Annotated in this window: 15 protein-coding genes and 1 tRNA gene; 6 read left to right on the top strand and 10 right to left on the bottom strand. The window is 62.2% G+C overall.

Annotated elements, in window-relative coordinates; translation table 11 throughout:
• The first annotated feature begins 171 nt into the window (after nt 1-171).
• Both CRO46_RS14620 and CRO46_RS14615 read left to right on the top strand, forming a co-directional pair.
• Nucleotides 172-1,038: a branched-chain amino acid aminotransferase gene (locus tag CRO46_RS14620; protein WP_179759075.1), complete on the top strand. Its 867-nt coding sequence runs from the start codon at nt 172-174 to the stop codon at nt 1,036-1,038.
• 26 nt (nt 1,039-1,064) lie between these two features.
• A complete protein-coding gene (locus CRO46_RS14615; protein WP_097108522.1) occupies nt 1,065-1,448 on the top strand; it encodes a RidA family protein in 384 nt (127 codons plus the stop codon).
• A gap of 12 nt (nt 1,449-1,460) precedes the next feature.
• Here CRO46_RS14615 and denD read toward each other — a convergent pair whose 3' ends face one another.
• The gene (gene denD / locus CRO46_RS14610) at nt 1,461-2,444 is read right to left on the bottom strand and encodes a D-erythronate dehydrogenase (RefSeq protein ID WP_097108521.1); all 984 of its coding nucleotides are present in this window, start codon (nt 2,442-2,444) and stop codon (nt 1,461-1,463) included.
• Between the two features lie 265 nt (nt 2,445-2,709).
• On the opposite strand from denD, the gene CRO46_RS14605 reads away from it, so the two are divergent.
• Nucleotides 2,710-3,597, top strand: coding sequence for a DMT family transporter (locus CRO46_RS14605; protein WP_244577907.1), 888 nt, complete (start codon nt 2,710-2,712; stop codon nt 3,595-3,597).
• A 26-nt stretch (nt 3,598-3,623) separates the two neighbouring features.
• Here the strand turns inward: CRO46_RS14605 and CRO46_RS14600 are convergent.
• Nucleotides 3,624-3,699, bottom strand: a tRNA-Thr gene (locus CRO46_RS14600).
• Between the two features lie 173 nt (nt 3,700-3,872).
• A complete protein-coding gene (locus CRO46_RS14595) occupies nt 3,873-4,832 on the bottom strand; it encodes an NAD(P)H-dependent flavin oxidoreductase (RefSeq protein ID WP_097108520.1) in 960 nt (319 codons plus the stop codon).
• A gap of 291 nt (nt 4,833-5,123) precedes the next feature.
• Between CRO46_RS14595 and CRO46_RS14590 the strand changes: the two genes are divergently transcribed.
• Nucleotides 5,124-6,542 (top strand): hypothetical protein, encoded by a 1,419-nt coding sequence (locus CRO46_RS14590; RefSeq protein WP_143439055.1) that lies wholly within the window; start codon nt 5,124-5,126, stop codon nt 6,540-6,542.
• An 85-nt stretch (nt 6,543-6,627) separates the two neighbouring features.
• On the opposite strand, the gene CRO46_RS14585 is transcribed toward CRO46_RS14590, so the two are convergent.
• From CRO46_RS14585 to CRO46_RS14555, 7 genes are all read right to left on the bottom strand, one after another.
• The gene (locus tag CRO46_RS14585) at nt 6,628-8,370 is read right to left on the bottom strand and encodes a SulP family inorganic anion transporter (protein ID WP_179759074.1); all 1,743 of its coding nucleotides are present in this window, start codon (nt 8,368-8,370) and stop codon (nt 6,628-6,630) included.
• A gap of 134 nt (nt 8,371-8,504) precedes the next feature.
• Nucleotides 8,505-9,389 carry an MBL fold metallo-hydrolase gene (locus CRO46_RS14580; protein ID WP_097108518.1) on the bottom strand — a complete coding sequence of 295 codons (885 nt, stop codon included), beginning with the start codon at nt 9,387-9,389 and terminating at the stop codon, nt 8,505-8,507.
• A 96-nt stretch (nt 9,390-9,485) separates the two neighbouring features.
• Complete coding sequence (locus tag CRO46_RS14575) at nt 9,486-9,923, bottom strand: DUF6691 family protein (protein ID WP_097108517.1); 438 nt, start codon at nt 9,921-9,923, stop codon at nt 9,486-9,488.
• A 3-nt stretch (nt 9,924-9,926) separates the two neighbouring features.
• Nucleotides 9,927-10,352 carry a YeeE/YedE family protein gene (locus tag CRO46_RS14570; protein ID WP_097108516.1) on the bottom strand — a complete coding sequence of 142 codons (426 nt, stop codon included), beginning with the start codon at nt 10,350-10,352 and terminating at the stop codon, nt 9,927-9,929.
• 279 nt (nt 10,353-10,631) lie between these two features.
• Complete coding sequence (locus tag CRO46_RS14565; RefSeq protein ID WP_097108515.1) at nt 10,632-11,777, bottom strand: benzoate/H(+) symporter BenE family transporter; 1,146 nt, start codon at nt 11,775-11,777, stop codon at nt 10,632-10,634.
• A gap of 75 nt (nt 11,778-11,852) precedes the next feature.
• Nucleotides 11,853-12,299 (bottom strand): type II 3-dehydroquinate dehydratase, encoded by a 447-nt coding sequence (gene aroQ, locus CRO46_RS14560; RefSeq protein WP_097108692.1) that lies wholly within the window; start codon nt 12,297-12,299, stop codon nt 11,853-11,855.
• An 86-nt stretch (nt 12,300-12,385) separates the two neighbouring features.
• On the bottom strand, nt 12,386-13,828 hold the full coding sequence (locus tag CRO46_RS14555; RefSeq protein ID WP_097108514.1) for a helix-turn-helix domain-containing protein: 1,443 nt from the start codon (nt 13,826-13,828) through the stop codon (nt 12,386-12,388).
• A 207-nt stretch (nt 13,829-14,035) separates the two neighbouring features.
• On the opposite strand from CRO46_RS14555, the gene CRO46_RS14550 reads away from it, so the two are divergent.
• Together CRO46_RS14550 and CRO46_RS14545 are read left to right on the top strand one after the other, a co-directional pair.
• The gene (locus tag CRO46_RS14550) at nt 14,036-15,568 is read left to right on the top strand and encodes an acyl-CoA carboxylase subunit beta (RefSeq protein WP_097108513.1); all 1,533 of its coding nucleotides are present in this window, start codon (nt 14,036-14,038) and stop codon (nt 15,566-15,568) included.
• Between the two features lie 27 nt (nt 15,569-15,595).
• On the top strand, nt 15,596-15,991 hold the full coding sequence (locus CRO46_RS14545; RefSeq protein WP_097108512.1) for a (R)-mandelonitrile lyase: 396 nt from the start codon (nt 15,596-15,598) through the stop codon (nt 15,989-15,991).
• Nucleotides 15,992-16,027: the final 36 nt, after the last annotated feature.

Raw genomic sequence — 16,027 nt, 5'->3', positions numbered from 1 at the left:
GACATCAGATGGCAACGCCGGGTGTGCCCAATTGTTTCCTGGTGTGCCGGGTTGGCGCAAGGATCGTGCTATTGACGGATTCCTGTGTGTTTGAGGCTGTGCGGTGACTTGACGCCGATGGCGCCTGCGTTCGAATGTCGGACAAGAGAAAGCAACTGGCAGGAGGCCCTCATGACCGTCAACACCCAAGCCCGCACCAAGACCTGGACCTATGTCGACGGTGAGTGGCTGGAGGGCAATCCGCCGCTGATCGGCCCGGTCAGCCATGCCATGTGGCTGGGCTCGACTGTGTTTGACGGGGCGCGCTGGTTTGACGGGGTGGCGCCTGATCTCGACCTGCACTGCGCGCGGGTCAATCGTTCTGCTGCAGCGCTTGGAATGCGCGCCACCATGGAAGCCGAGACGATCCAAGAGCTGGCGCGCGAAGGACTGAAGAAATTCGACGGCAAGACGGCTGTCTATATCAAGCCGATGTACTGGGCAGAGCATGGCGGCTACATGTCGGTGCCGGCCGATCCGGAGTCGACGCGGTTCTGCCTGTGCCTGTTCGAAAGCCCGATGATTGCCTCTTCCGGTTTTTCGGTCAGCGTCTCGCCGTTCCGTCGCCCGACCTATGAAACCGCTCCGACAAATGCCAAGGCCGGCTGCCTCTACCCCAACAATGGCCGCGCGGTCATGGAGGCCAAGTCACGCGGCTTCGACAATGCGCTGGTGCTCGACATGCTCGGCAATGTGGCCGAGACCGGCACATCCAACATTTTCATGGTCAAGGACGGCGTTGTGTTCACCCCGGCGCCGAATGGCACCTTCCTGACCGGCATCACCCGTTCGCGCGCGATCAAGCTGCTGCGCGAGGCCGGAACCGAGGTCGTGGAAAAGACGCTTTCGGTCGCCGACTTTATGGAGGCGGACGAAATCTTCTCGACCGGCAACCATTCCAAGGTGGTTCCGGTGATTCGTATCGAGGATCGCGAATTGCAGGCCGGGCCGGTCGGGCGCAAGACCCGTGAGCTCTACATGGACTGGGCGCACAGCTAAGGGCTGCAGCGGCAAGGGGGCACCAGATGAGTGATAGACGCAAACATTCCACAGGCTCGCCGTTCGAAAAGGCGGCAGCCTATTCCCGCGCTATCCGGCAAGGCCCGTTCGTGCATGTATCCGGCACCACCGGCTACGACTACACGGCAATGGAAATGCCGGCCGATGTCGCCGACCAGGCGCGCAATTGCTTCACCACCATCGCGGCCTCGCTGGCCGCGGTAGATGCCAGCCTGAGCGACGTGGTGCGGGTCAGGTACTATGTCACCAAGCCGGAACACTTCGACGCCGTGGCACCGGTGCTGAAGGAGCATCTGGCAGGCATCGACCCCGCGGCCACCATGATCGTATGCCAGTTGATCCGTCCGGAGATGCTGATCGAGATCGAGGTTACGGCACAGGTGAGCTGATCCCGCCCGGGTTCAGAGCTCACCGCCCATTTCATCTTCAATGTGAATACGGATGATCTCTTCGAATGAGCTCTCGGCGCGAAAGCCGAGTGCTATGGCGCGGTCAGCAGCAAAACCGCGCGGCCAGGTGGAGACGATGCGCATGATCTCGGGCGACGGCTCGCGCCGGATCAGCGCCACTGCCGCGTCTCCGGCAACCGTCCGCAAGGCCTCGATCTGCTCGGCTACGGTCGCCGACACGCCGGGCATGTTGAGCACCCTGCGAGGACCGACGGGGCCGGTGTCCATCGTCGCGGCACGGACCAGGAACCCGACCGCAGCCCGGGGACTGGCATGCCAGTGCCGCACCGTATCAGGTACGGGCAGGATCGCCGGTTTGCCGACCAGCGGTTCGCGCAGAATGGACGAGAAGAATCCCGATGCTGCCGCATTGGGCCGGCCGGGGCGGATACAGATGGTCGGCAGGCGGATTGCCAGCCCGTCGAAAAAGCCACGCCGGGTGTAGTCCTGCAATAGAAGCTCGCAGATGGCTTTTTGGGTGCCGTAACTGGTCAGCGGTGCCGTGAGGAATTCATCGTCAATCTCATCGGGCACCGGCGCCCCGAAGACGGCCACCGACGAGGCAAAGACCAGACGCGGGCAATAGTTTGCGGATGCGGACTGATGCCGGACCGCCTCGAACAGGTAGCGGGTACCATCGAGATTGATGCGGTAGCCCTTGTCGAAATCCTGCTCCGCTTCGCCCGAAACGATGGCCGCGAGATGTATGATCACATCGGGCCGACCGGAAAGCAGCCGTGCTGCGGCTTGCGGATCAGAGATGTCGAGCGCCAGGCTAGTCACCTCGCCGGAAAAACCGTCGGGTTGTTCAGGTTCCATCGTGTCGGCCAGCGTCAATTCGGTCACGGTCTCTCCACCCAGCGTGCCGGTCGAGGCTATCGCGGCTGTAAACTTGCGGCCGATCATTCCTGCGGCACCGCTGATCAAGACATGCATGGCAAAGCTCCCCCATTTGCGGAGCGAACGGTACGGAATGAGCTTCGCAAGCGCAACAACAGGCTGGGAGGCCGTCCTGCCAATCCTGCTGCGGGCTCCGGCCTGACGCAGGCGGGTTTCACTCTGTGGTTGCTTTATCGCGCCGAATCCCCTTCTTTGTGCGGCGAGGCTGATGCGGCCATTCGCTTGGTAAGCCTCAACTTACATCTATAATGCCAGCGTTCCGGGCAACTTCACCGGCCGGTTCCAATGGAGATTCCAGCACATGCCTGACACCTACCAGCCGGTGAAGGCCGCACTCTGGATGTGTGGATCGATCGTGTCGTTCTCGATGATGGCGGTGGCGGGCCGTTATGTCTCCGCAGTCCACAACACCTTCGAGATCATGACGTTCCGCTCGCTGGTCGGTCTTGTCATCGTGCTCTCACTGGCGGCCGCCAGCCGCAGGCTGGGTGAAATCCGCCGCGAGCGGCTTAAACAGCATTTCTTCCGCAACCTGTTCCACTTCACCGGTCAAAACCTCTGGTTCTTCGCGCTGGCCTCGATTCCCCTGGCGCAAGTGTTTGCGCTGGAGTTCACCTCGCCGATCTGGGTCATCGTGCTGAGCTTCCTGTTCCTTGGCGAGCGCCTGACCGGTTCGCGCCTCATTGCCGCGGGTCTCGGCTTTCTCGGTATTTTGGTGGTCGCCCGGCCTGATTTTGGCGCCATGGAGCCGGGCACGGCCACGGCGGCAATATCGGCGATCTTCTTTGCAGCCACCATCATCTTGACCAAGGCCCTGACGCGGCATGAAAGCATCGTCTCGATCATGTTCTGGCTGACCGGGTTCCAGCTTTGCTTCGGGCTCGCGGCACTCTTTGCACACGACACCATCACCTGGCCGACGCTGGTGACGGCGCCCTGGCTGGTGGTAATCGGCGCCGCCGGCCTGATGGCGCATTACTGCCTGACCACCGCACTCTCGCTGGCGCCGGCCAGCTTCCTCATGCCGATCGATTTTGCCCGATTGCCGCTGGTCGTCGTTATCGGCATGGTGTTGTTCAACGAACCGGCGGACAGCCTGGTCCTGCTCGGCGGCGGCATGATTATCCTCGCCAACTGGATCAATCTGCGCAGCAGCAAGAGCGCTGTGGTGCGGCCAGCCACCTTGTAGGCCGCAAGATCGTGTCGTGGGAGAAATGGTGCCGCTTACGTGACTCGAACACGTGACCCCATCATTACGAATGATGTGCTCTACCAACTGAGCTAAAGCGGCGTACCGGTTCATGAGGCGCGGCACCCTGTGCCGCGCGGACATGATGGAGGGCAAATACCTTGGTTGCCCCCCGATTTCAAGCGGGCATGCATGGCCCGCCGTTATTTTTGGCGAGGCCAGGCACTGTCCCGATCCGCCGAAGGAAGCGGAAGCAGGTTGGGCCATATTGCCAGTTACAGTGCCAGGCGTTTGCGAGTGGCCGTGTATTCGCTTTCGAGCCGATCGACCAGATCCGCCACGGGGCCGATCTTCTTGACCGCGCCGATGCCCTGGCCCGAGCCCCAGATCTCCTTCCAGGCCTTCGGGCCGGAGGATGCCTTGTCGAAATCCATCTTGGTCGGGTCGGCCACCGGCAGATTGTCGGGATCGAGGCCGGAAGCGGAGATCGAGGGCTTGAGGTAATTGCCTGCAATGCCGGTGAAATAGTTTGAATAGACGATGTCCTTGGCGTCGCTGTCGACGATCATCTGCTTATAGGTCTCTTCCGCACGGGCCTCATCGGTGGCAATGAAAGGCGACCCGATATAGGCCATGTCGGCGCCCATCGCCTGCGCTGCGAGGACCGCACCACCGGTGGCAATCGCCCCGGACAGAAGCAGCGGACCGTCAAACCATTCGCGGATTTCCTGGACCAGGGCGAAGGGTGAAAGCGGACCGGCATGGCCGCCCGCGCCTGCGGCGACCGCGATCAACCCGTCGGCGCCCTTGCGGATTGCCGAGTTGGCATGGCGGTTGTTGATGATGTCATGCAGCACGATGCCGCCATAGGAATGGATGGCGTCATTGACCTCGGGCACCGCACCGAGCGAGGAGATCACCACCGGCACCTTGTACTTGACGCACATGGACAGATCATGCTCGAGCCGTTTGTTGGAACGGTGCACGATCTGGTTGACGGCAAAGGGGGCAGCCGGGCGATCCGGGTTCTTGGCGTTGTGATCGGCGAGGCCTTCGGTGATTTCGGCCAGCCATTCATCCAGCTGGGCTTCAGGCCGGGCGTTGAGCGCGGGAAACGACCCCATGATGCCTGCCTTGCACTGGGCCATGACCAATGGGGGATGGGAAATGATGAACAGAGGTGCGGCCACAACCGGCAGCCTGAAATTGGACTTGAGAATGGCAGGAAGGGTCATAAGGCCTCGCAGATCAGAGTGACGTTTACGCAAACGTCAATTTTCATAGCAGAGCCATTCCACGCTGAAAAGGCTTGACTTGCCGCGCCACATCCACAGCCGGATGCAGCGTGATCTTGCTGCAAGCTTGAGTTTTTAAGGGTTAGCGGATAGGCACAGCGTAACGGCAGGCACCGATGCTCGGCGGTTGACCGGGCATTCCTTGCCCGGCTCCGGCAGCATGATCCTGATTGCCTGCACTGATTGATCCGGACCGGCACCAGCCGGGCCGGACGGCACGGAGACAGACCATTGATCGGTATGGAAGCTGCAATTCGCGGAGCTCTGGACAAGGCAGGCATTCCGGGCGCGCAGGCGCGCCGGCGGATCTACGATTCCGCCCGAACAGCGCTTGACCGCAGCCTCGAACGGCAGGGTATCACCGATCCTGCGCGGATCGGTGAACACCGGGAGAAACTCGAACTGCTGATCTCCGAGATCGAGGCCGAATGGACGCCACCGAACGAGGGTTCCACCCCGGCAGGAGCAGCGCCTGAGGTTTTCGCATCGCGCGGCGGCACGGCAGCCGCGCAGCCGCCGGCCGCTGCTCCACCGGTCCAGCCGGCTCCGGCAAAGCCGCCACAGAGCCGATCTTCAGCAGTTCAAGCGGCACCGGCAGCGCCTTCCGAAAGCCGGCCTGTTCAAAAGGACCCACAAGCTCCAGCCCCCCACGCAGTCAAGCCCGACATGCGGGGTCCGCAGGTGCTCGGCCCGGAGCATGACTATCCCGCAACGCAGGAAGCGCCCTGGAGTGACCTCGATACACCAAGGGCCGTTTCGCATCAGCAGCCCCCGACGGTCGCCCCGGTTTCACCGCAGCCAAAGGGCAATGTCCGGCATGACGCGGCAACAGATGATGCCATGCTGGATTTCGTTCCCGGGGCTGCCGGCGCCTCGGCCGCGGCGGGTGCTGCACCCGAATTGAATGCCGAGCGGCCGCCGCACATCACAGCCCCCGGCGGCGCCAAACCGCAAGAGCCCGGCAAGAAGGAAAAGGTGGCCAGTTTCCGCAAGGAAAAGCGCAAACGCCCGGTCTTCGCCTCGCTGTTCTCGGCTGCGGTGATGCTGTCGTTCGTGGGCATCGGCGTCTGGTGGCTGATTGAAAGCGGCGCCCTGATGAGCGCGGAAGAACGCGACACGGGAGTTCCCAATCCGCCCCCCTCGCTCAGTCGCGACGATTTCGCCGGCGGTCCGCAGCAGCTCAATCCCGGAGCGGGCTTTTCCGGCGACTGGGCCAATATCTACACGCCGGGACGCGACGGCACAGCGGAAGCGGGCGCCAACGCCAGCGCGGAGGTGATCGAGGACGCCGAAGGCAACGTGCTCAGGATCGTGTCCGGTTCCGCTGATGTGAATGGCGAAGTGCGCGTGCCCCTCGGTGCGGAGGTGATGCAGGCCCTTGCGGGCCGCCAATCGATGCTGGCGCTGACCCTGCGGTCGGCAACACCAGAGGCGACCCAGATCTATGTTCGCTGCGAATTCTCGGTCCTGGGGGATTGCGGCCGGCGGCGCTTCGACGTCACCTACGATACCACCGACATCCTGTTGAGTCTCGATTACGACCGGGCGCTTGCGCCCAACCAGGGCGGATATCTGATCATCAACAGTGATGTGTCCGGCGGCGCGAAGGGCGTTGACCTGGTTGCCGTACGGATCAAGCCATTGACGTGATCGTGGGGACCTGGAAGCCGAAGCGCAGCGCTGCTCCCTGGACAAGAAAACGCCCGCTCCACAGCGGGCGTCTTGGGTGGAGAACCTAAGACGGCCCCGCTGCAAGCTCCTGTGCCGCCTGGTGCTGGCTGAGGAAAACCTTGCCGCTGAGGTGACGCAGGAAATCACTGCAGCGCAGCCGGTCCATCACTGGTCCCTTGACCTCGCTGAGATGGAAGGTCACGTCCAGCGCCTTCAGCCGCTCGTTGATCGCTTCCAGCGACTCCAGAGCGCTCATGTCGATCTCGTTGACCGCCGGGCACATCAACACGACATGCTTGAGCTGGGGACGCGCGGCGACCATGTCGTAGAGACTGTCTTCCAGATAGCGCGCATTGGCGAAGTAGAGGCTTTCATCGACCCTGAGCGTGAGCACGGTCTCGTCAGTTTCCACCTGGTGACGCTTGACGTTGCGGAAATGCTCGGTGCCCGGAACCCTGCCGACCACGGCCAAGTGCGGCCGCGACGACTTGTAGAGATGGATCAGGATCGACAACAAGACACCAGCGGTGACGCCGGCCTCGACGCCGAAGAGCAGCGTAAGGACGATGGTGGTGCTGACAGCCGCGAAATCGGCACGCGAATAGACCCAGGTCTTTTTCAGGATCGAGAAATCCACCAGCGAGAGCACCGCGACGATGATGGTGGCAGCCAGCGTTGCCTGCGGCAGGTGATAGATCAGCGGCGTCAGCAGCATGGCCGCAAGCAGCAGCCCGACCGCGGTGTAGGCACCGGCGGCAGGCGTTTCCGCCCCGGCGTCGAAATTGACCACCGAACGGGCAAAGCCGCCGGTGACAGGATAGCCGCCGGTGAAGGCCGCGCCGACATTGGCAGCACCAAGGCCGATCAGTTCCTGGTCGGGAACAATCCGCTGGCGTTTGCGGGCGGCAAGCGTCTGGGCGACCGACACGGATTCGACAAAACCGATGATGGAGATCAGCACGGCGGGGCCAATCAACTGGCCCAGCAGATCGGGCGAGAAGGACGGCATGGTCAGCGGCGGCAGGCCTTGCGGCACGTCGCCGACAACGCGGACGCCTGCGGTTTCGCCGAGATTGAAGACCCAGGCGACAAAGGTGGTGACAAACACCGCAGCAACGGGGCCGGCCTTGGCGAGCACGCCGGCCAGTTTCGGCTTCATGCCGGTCGACAGCAGTAGCGGCATCAGGCCCTTGCGCACCCAGAACAGAAAGGCGGTGGCGCTCACACCGATGACAAGGGTGATCCAGTTGATTTCGCCAAGATGCTCGAACAGGGATTGCAGCAGCTCCGGCAGAGTTGCACCGCTGGCGGAGATGCCAAGCACATGGCGCAGCTGGCTCATGGCGATGAGAATGCCCGAGGCGGTGATGAACCCCGCGATCACCGGATGCGAGAGAAAGTTGGCGAGAAAGCCGAGCCGGAAGACACCGAGCAGCATCAGGAAGACACCTGACAGGAAAGCAAGCGTTACCGCTGCGAGCAACAACTCCGAAGAGCCCGGCTCGGCGATATTGCCGATCGCGGCTGCGGTCATCAGCGAGACCACCGCCACGGGCCCGACGGCCAGCGCCCGGCTTGTTCCGAAGATGGCATAGAGAATGATCGGCGCGATCGAGGCGTAGATCCCGGTCTCCGCCGGCAAGCCCGCGAGAAGCGCATAGGCCAGCGACTGCGGGATCAGCATGATGGTGACAATCACAGCGGCAACGAGATCCCTGCCCAGCGCGTCACGGTCATAGCGCCGTCCCCAATCAAAAACCGGCATGAAGCGCGCAAGGCGGTCAATGAAGGCGGGATCTTTCAGCATGCCGATGTCCTTGCTGTGTACGCAGCTCAAATTTCACGGGTCGTGTTGACCCCCGGCGAAGCTTGCCGGCTGCCGGTGAGGTGGAATTGGGATATGGTTTCGGTCCGCTCAGCCGGCAACCTCCGGCCTGACCGTCAAAGTCCGTTGACAGGTACCTTCAGCACCGGGCGCCCGTCCTTGTCCTTGGGCACTTCACCGGCGCGCATATTGACCTGCAGCGACGGGATGATCAGCCGCGGCATCGCCAGTTGTGCATCGCGCTCGGTACGGAACTTGATGAAGTCCCCGCGGCTCTTGCCGCCGCCAACATGGATGTTGTGCGCCTTCTCGTCGCCGACGGTGGTTTCCCACTGGATATCACGACCGTTCGGACCGTAGTCATGGCACATGAACAGCCGCATCTCGTCGGGCAGCGACAGAACCTTCTGGATCGAATCGTAAAGCATGCCAGCGTCACCACCGGGGAAATCCGCGCGGGCCGATCCCCCATCGGGCATGAACAGCGTGTCGCCGGTGAAGGCGGCATTGCCCATCACGTGTACCATGCAGGCGGGGGTATGGCCCGGCGTGTACATGGTGAAGGCCTGCATGGTGCCGATCTGGTAGGTGTCGCCGTCCTGAAACAGCGCATCGAACTGCGAGCCGTCGCGCTGGAACTCAGTGCCCTCATTGAACACCTTGCCGAAGGTGTCCTGCACGACCATGATCTTGTCGCCGATGCCGATCTTGCCGCCGAGCTTCTCCTGGATGTAAGGCGCTGCCGAGAGATGATCGGCATGGACATGGGTCTCGATGATCCACTCGAGCTTCAGGCCGTTGTCCTGAATGTAGACAATCATCGCGTCGGCATGGCCATAGGTGATCCGTCCCGCGGCATAGTCGATATCCATGACCGAGTCGATTACCGCACAAGACGTCGTGGCGGGGTCCTTGACCACATAGCTGATGGTGTTGGTGTCGGGATCAAAGAAGGCTTCGACTTCGGGTGTGACGGACATGTCCACTGGATAATTCGACATTGCAGCATCTCCTTTTGGTCGCGTCTGGTGTGAAGCCGCCTGAAAGGCGGCCTCGGCTCGGGCCGCGTCACCGCCTGGCAACACGCATTTCAGTCGTTATGCCCTGGCAGGCTTGTGGCGCAGGCCATCGAGCAGGCGGGCAAGCGCGATGCCGGCAATCATGGCGCCGATGAAGGTGACCACCGGCAGGCCGCCAAAACCGAGTGCGGGAATGGCGCCGCCGGGACAGAATCCGGCAATGCCCCAGCCGATGCCGAAGGTGGCCGACCCGGCAATGAGCCGTGCATCGATAGTCTTGTTGACCGGCAGATAAAACGCGCCATCAAAAACCGGCTGCCTGCGGGTGCGAAACACAATTGCGTAACCGATTGCAGTGGTGATGAGCGCGCCGCCCATGACAAAGATCAGGCTTGGATCCCAGGTACCGGCGACATCAAAGAAGTTTAGAACCTTGGCCGGGTTCGCCATGCCGGAAATGGCGATACCAAGGCCGAAAATGGCTCCTGCGAGAGCGGAGAGAAACAGTTTCTGCATGGATCAGATCCCCGCAATGTGGCGGACGACGTAGACGGTCAGCCCGGTGAAAATCATGAAGGTGACGGTGGCGGCGATCGAGCGCGGCGACAACCGCGCCATGCCACAGACTCCATGGCCCGAAGTGCAGCCGGCACCGAAATAGACACCGATACCGACGATCAGGCCGCCCAGCGCCAGCAACGGCAGCGAGACCGGGACGGCGAAGGGAATGGCGCCGCCTGAAGCCAGAAAGACCAGCGGCGCAAGCACTGCCCCGGCCAGAAAGGCGACGCGCCAGGTCCAGTCTGTCGAAACCGGCGGGATGATACCGCTGACAATACCGGTCATGCCGGCAATGCGGCCGTTGAATATCATCAGCAGAATCGCCGACAGGCCGATCAGAATGCCGCCGCTCAGCGACATCCATGGTGTGAATTCTGTTTCCATCGTCTTTTCCTTGTGAGCTCCGCCGGCAGGACCCGGCCTTGCATCATAGTAGCTGACCACGATATATATAAGCGACTTTCTATATTCAAGAGATTGTATGTATTTTCTGCGCGGTCATCGCCAGCCAGTTTCCCGGTTCTGGAAATGGCGCGTCTGAACCAGTGCACGGCAACGCTTGAGTACCGCCCGTCCGTTCTGTCACGCGGCACCGGCAGATCAACCTGTCGGGATTATGCAGGACCAGATGATCCTTGTAGAGGCCGGACAATCTGGCCTGCCTCAGGGGCGTTTGAGCTGATCCATCAGATGTACCAGCAACCCTGCCAGCAGGCCCCAGAAGGCGGCGCCGATCCCGAAGGCGGCAACACCGGACGCGGTGACGGCAAAGGTGGCGGCCGCGGCAAAGCGGGTAGCTGCCAGATCGAAGGCTGAAACCAGCGCGCCGATCAGCGGCGGGATCAGCGCAAGTCCGGCGACCACGGCGATGATTTCGGGTGGCATGGCCAGGATCGCCGGAACAATGACAGGTCCGAACAGACCAAGCATGATCCAGACCAGCGCGTAGACCAGCCCCACTTTCCAGCGCTGGCTCTTGTCGGGGTGAACATCGTCACCAAGACAGATGGCAGCGGTGATCGCAGCCATGTTGATGGTGTGGGCGCCAAACAGGGCTAGGAAAACCGAGAGAAGACCGGTGACACCGAGTGCTTCTGTGACCGGGGGCTCATAGCCGTTGGCGCGCAGCACAGTGAAACCGGGAAGGTTTTGCGATGCCATGGTGACGAGGTAGAGCGGCACACCGAGACCCAGCAAAACGGCTGGATCGAACTCGGGCGCGATGAAGGTCAGCCATGTCCAGTCAACATCGGCGGAAGGCAGTGGCGCCCCACCAAGGGTGAAGGCGATTACCAGACCGGCGATGAGTGTGGCCAGAACAGCCATCAACGGATTGATCAGCCGTACCAGCAGAAAGACGGCGATCAGCGGTAACACCAGCGCGGCCTCACTGGCCGCGTGATGCGCCACCGCCATGGTAAAGGGCAACAGCACGCCGGCAAGCATTCCCGAGGCAATGCCGGCGGGAATGGCGTTGACAGCCCGGTTGAGCGGCTGGATCGCAGCGGTCAGGGCAATCAGAAGACCTGCAAAGATGAAGGCGCCAACCGCCTGATGGATGTCAACTCCGGTGGAGGCGGCAATCAGCGCAGCCCCCGGTGTTGACCAGGCCAACACCACCGGCACCTTCTTCCACGTGCTCAGCAGAGCCGAGCCTATGGCCTTGGAAAAGCAGATGGCCGCGACCCAGGACGCCGTTTGCCCTGCGTCCGCCCCGACGGCTGCAGCAGCGGCGAGCACCAGCGCGATGGTGGAGCCGTAACCAACGAGGGCTGCCACCAGCGCAGCCGAAATCATCGAAACAGGCACGGAAATGCTCCGGTAGATTGGGACGAGGGTCTGGCTCAGGCCGGTCTGCGAGGCGATAGCTCGGGACCGGCCGGATCAGTTTTCGCAGGCTGTCAGGCGGGCGATGCGGTCGATCGCCAGCAGGTAGCCCTGGGTTCCGCAGCCGGCGATAACGCCGTCGGCGCGCAGCGAGACAAAGGAATGGTGGCGGAATTCCTCGCGCTTGTGGACGTTGGAAATATGCACCTCGATCACCGGGCCTTCGAAGGTATTGAGTGCATCAAGGATCGCTACCGAGGTGTGGGTGTAGGCAGCCGGATTGATGACGATGGCCACCGCCTTTTCGCGGGCTTCGTGGATCCAGTCGATCAACTGATATTCGGCGTTGGACTGCAAAAAGTTCACGTCCAGGCCATGGGTCTTGGCCTGGCTGATGGCAGCCGCTTCAACATCGGCAAGCGTTTCGCTGCCGTAGATTTCGGGTTGGCGCTTGCCCAGAAGATTGAGGTTCGGTCCATTCAGGACATAGATCGTGCCGGTCACCAAGGCTGCCTTTCCGTTATGCCCCGTTGGACGGAGCGATGCGTTTTCCTAGCCCGACTGCATGACCTGCCGCAAGCCTGGCCTGGTTACTCCAGACCATAGGGCACGGTTCTGCGGGTGTTGGGATCGACGATCAGCCGGCGCTTGAGCGGCGGCACGGCACGCTGGTGGCAGTTGCGGCGCTCACAGATCCGGCAGGAGACGCCGATCGGCTCGAAGGCCTCGGCGCGGGCAATGTCGAGATCATCGGCATAGACCAGTTCACCGGCGTGCGCCACTTCGCAACCGAGCGCCAGCGCATAGGACTGCACCGGATCGCGCCAGCCGCCGGACGGTTTTGAGACTGCGGTGGCGAGACAGAGATAGCGCACGCCGTCGGGGGTTTCGGCCAGTTGCCGGATTATGCGGTTTGGCGTCTCGAACGCACTGTGCGCATTCCACAACGGGCAGGCCGAGCCGAAGCGGGCGAATTGCAGTTTGGTGGCGGAGTGGCGCTTGGTGATGTTGCCGGCCTTGTCGACCCGGGCGAAGAAGAACGGCACCCCTTTCTGGCTCGGGCGCTGGAGGGTGGAAAGCCGGTGCGCCACCTGCTCGAGGCTGGTCGAAAAGCGGTCGGCCAGAAGCACGAGATCGTGGCGCAGTTCCCGCGCGGCGGCGCTGAACGTACCATAGGGAAGCAATGCGGCGCCTGCGAAGTAGTTGGCCAGTCCGATGCGGCAGATGCCAGCGGCGTCGGCAGAACGAAAGCGGGCACCCTCGATGATGCGGGTCATGTCGGTGTCGTGCTCGATCAACGCGATCTGGCAGGCAATCTGGAAGGCCTGTGTCGAGGCCGGGGTGCGCGGATTTAGCCAGAGCACGCGGGAGACGGGATCGAAACGGCGCAGGCCGCTACCGTTCGGCTCGTCCCGCCCTGCCCCGGACCCGCCGCCAGAACCGATCACCACCCGCACCCTGTGACGGCGCTCGATATGGTCGGCCAGCGCCTTGAGGCTGATGCCGCGGCTCTTCGCCAGATCCCGGCTCAGCGCTTCGCCGGCAAGATCAAGCTCGTGGATATAGTTGTCGACATAGTGGAAGAAGTCGCGGACCTCTTCATAGGGCGTCGGTTCGGAAAGTGCGCCGGAGCGCTCCAGCGTCTCGTCGAGTTCGGCAAGTTGGTCGCCGGATCGGCGCATGGCCTGGTGAAGCGACAGGAAGGCGCGTGCGAAGGAGGGTGCGTTCTGAACCACCAGCTTGACGTCGGTCAGGGACGGCTGCGCGCCACCAGTTACCGGATCGGCAAGCGCCTCGGAAACATCGGCGAGCAGACGATCGGTGTCCTGATCCGACAGTGTGGTGATGTCGACCGAGAAGGCCTCGGCAAGCGCCAGCAGTACCGAAGCACTGACATGACGCTGGTTGTTCTCGATCTGGTTGAGATAGCTGGTGGAAATGCCAAGCTTTTGGGCAAACCCGGCCTGGGTCAGGCCCTGCTCGCCGCGAATGGCGCGTATCTTGCCGCCGATGAAGAGTTTGCGGGTGCGCATGGATATTCGCAACTTTGCAAAATTGCAGTTGCAAACATTGCTAGTGCAACATGCTTACCTTTTCAACCCTGTCCCGTTTACGCCAATTGCGCTAGGACCGGGCAACATGCCGATGGTCGGATTGTACGCGGGCGTGCGATGTTACACTGTCGTCAAGACAGGAATGCTCCCGGGAAACCGGGATCGTGGCGGAAACGGGAGACTTGTATGCGCGAGATTATCGAAGAAGTTGAAAAGCGGCGCGAACAGGCCCGGCTTGGCGGTGGCCAGAAGCGCATCGACGCGCAGCACGCCAAGGGCAAGCTGACCGCGCGTGAACGGCTGGAAGTGCTCCTCGACGAGGGTTCGTTCGAGGAATACGACATGTACAAGACCCATCGCTGCACCGATTTCGGCATGGAAGAACAGATGTTCCCCGGTGACGGCGTGATCACCGGCTGGGGCACCATCAATGGCCGCCCGGTCTATGTTTTCTCCCAGGATTTCACCGTGTTCGGCGGCTCGCTGTCGGAGACGCATGCAGAGAAGATCTGCAAGGTGATGGATCTCGCCGTGCAGAACGGCGCACCGCTAATCGGGCTCAACGATTCCGGTGGCGCACGCATCCAGGAAGGTGTGGCCTCGCTCGGCGGATATGCGGAGGTGTTCTGGCGCAATGTCCAGGCTTCGGGCGTGATCCCGCAGATCTCGGTGATCATGGGGCCATGTGCGGGCGGTGCGGTCTATTCGCCGGCGATGACCGACTTCATCTTCATGGTCAAGGATACGAGCTACATGTTCGTAACCGGCCCGGATGTGGTCAAGACCGTGACCAACGAGATCGTCACCGCGGAAGAACTCGGCGGAGCCTCGACCCACACCAAAAAATCATCTGTTGCCGACGGGGCCTACGACAACGACGTCGAGGCGCTGATCGAAATCCGCCGGATGTTCGATTTCCTGCCGCTGTCGAGCCGCGAGCAACCGCCGGTAATTCCGACGGCGGACGCGCCGGACCGGATCGAGAACGCGCTCGACACGCTTGTGCCGGACAATCCGAACAAGCCCTACGACATGCGCGAGGTGATTTCCCGGGTTGGCGACGAAGGCGACTTCTTCGAGATCCAAGCCAATCATGCCAAGAACATTCTGTGCGGTTTCATCCGGCTCAACGGCTCGACGGTGGGCGTTGTCGCCAACCAGCCAATGGTGCTTGCGGGCTGCCTCGACATCGATTCATCGAAGAAGGCCGCGCGCTTCGTGCGCTTCTGCGACGCCTTCAACATTCCGATCCTGACCCTGGTCGATGTTCCCGGCTTCCTGCCAGGTGTGGGCCAGGAATATAACGGCATCATCAAGCACGGCGCGAAACTCCTGTTCGCCTATGCCGAAGCGACGGTGCCGAAGGTCACCGTGATTACCCGAAAAGCCTATGGCGGCGCCTATGACGTGATGGCCTCCAAGCACATCCGCGCCGACGTCAACTACGCCTGGCCGACGGCGCAGATCGCGGTGATGGGCGCCAAGGGTGCGACCGAGATCCTCTATCGCTCGGAGCTCGGCGACCCGGACAAGATCGCGCGGCGGACAGCCGATTACGAGGACCGCTTCGCCAACCCTTTCGTCGCCGCCCAGCGCGGCTTCATCGACGAGGTGATCATGCCGCACTCGACCCGCCGCCGCGTCGTACGGGCATTCGAGATGCTCAAGACCAAGAAGGTGACGCAACCGCTGCGCAAGCACGACAACATTCCGTTGTAATTACTCGCCCACCCAAAGGATCACGCCATGAAGATCACCCGCGCAGGATCGACGCCCTCGGCCAAGGGGCCGGAAGATTACTTCACCGGAACCGTGCGGCTCGACAAGCTGTTTCAGGCCGAGGAACCGGGACGGGTTCAGGGCGTGTCGGTGACATTCGAGCCCGGGGCACGGACGGCATGGCACACGCATCCGCTGGGGCAGACGCTGATCGTGACCGCAGGCGTGGGCCGGGCGCAGCGCGAAGGCGGGCCGGTCGAAGAAATTCGGCCGGGTGACGTGATCTGGTTTCCGGCAGGCGAGAAGCACTGGCATGGGGCGTCACCTGACGTGGCGATGACGCATCTGGTCATCCAGGAAGCACTCGACGGCGTGGTCGTCGACTGGCTCGAGAAGGTGGACGATGCGGATTATCTGGGATGAGGCAGGGAAGAGGCCGCGCTCACGGGTATTTGACCG

The sequence above is a fragment of the Parahoeflea halophila genome, from assembly GCF_900220985.1.
Taxonomy (GTDB): Bacteria; Pseudomonadota; Alphaproteobacteria; order Rhizobiales; family Rhizobiaceae; genus Hoeflea; species Hoeflea halophila.
The sequence above is the reverse complement of the archived record's forward strand: the minus strand, read 5'-3'. Positions and strand labels throughout refer to the sequence as shown.